Here is a 247-nt window from a genome sequence, read left to right on the forward strand (position 1 = left end):
GCCGCGATGGCGAGGCCGTTGTGCTGGACGTTGCCGACGCCGCCGGCGATGTTCACGCCGATGTTGCCGGTTGCGTTGGCGAGCGCGCCTGCACCCAGCATTGCCGTGCCCGCGAAGCTGCCCTGGAAGGACGTATTGGCGGTCTGGCTGGTCTGGTCGGTCGCGATCATCGCGTACGAAGCGTTGCTGCCGCTCGTCGTGGTCGAGGCTGCCAGGCTGTTGTTCTGCGCGTTGCCGACACCCGATG

Annotated in this window: 1 pseudogene; it reads right to left on the minus strand. The window is 67.6% G+C overall.

Features of this window, described 5'->3' with window-relative positions:
- Positions 1-247: pseudogene (locus tag SB816_RS33990) on the minus strand (hypothetical protein); the annotation flags it as partial.

Origin of the sequence: Achromobacter sp. SIMBA_011, from assembly GCF_046535435.1 — a bacterium.
Lineage (GTDB): Bacteria > Pseudomonadota > Gammaproteobacteria > Burkholderiales > Burkholderiaceae_B > Achromobacter > Achromobacter dolens.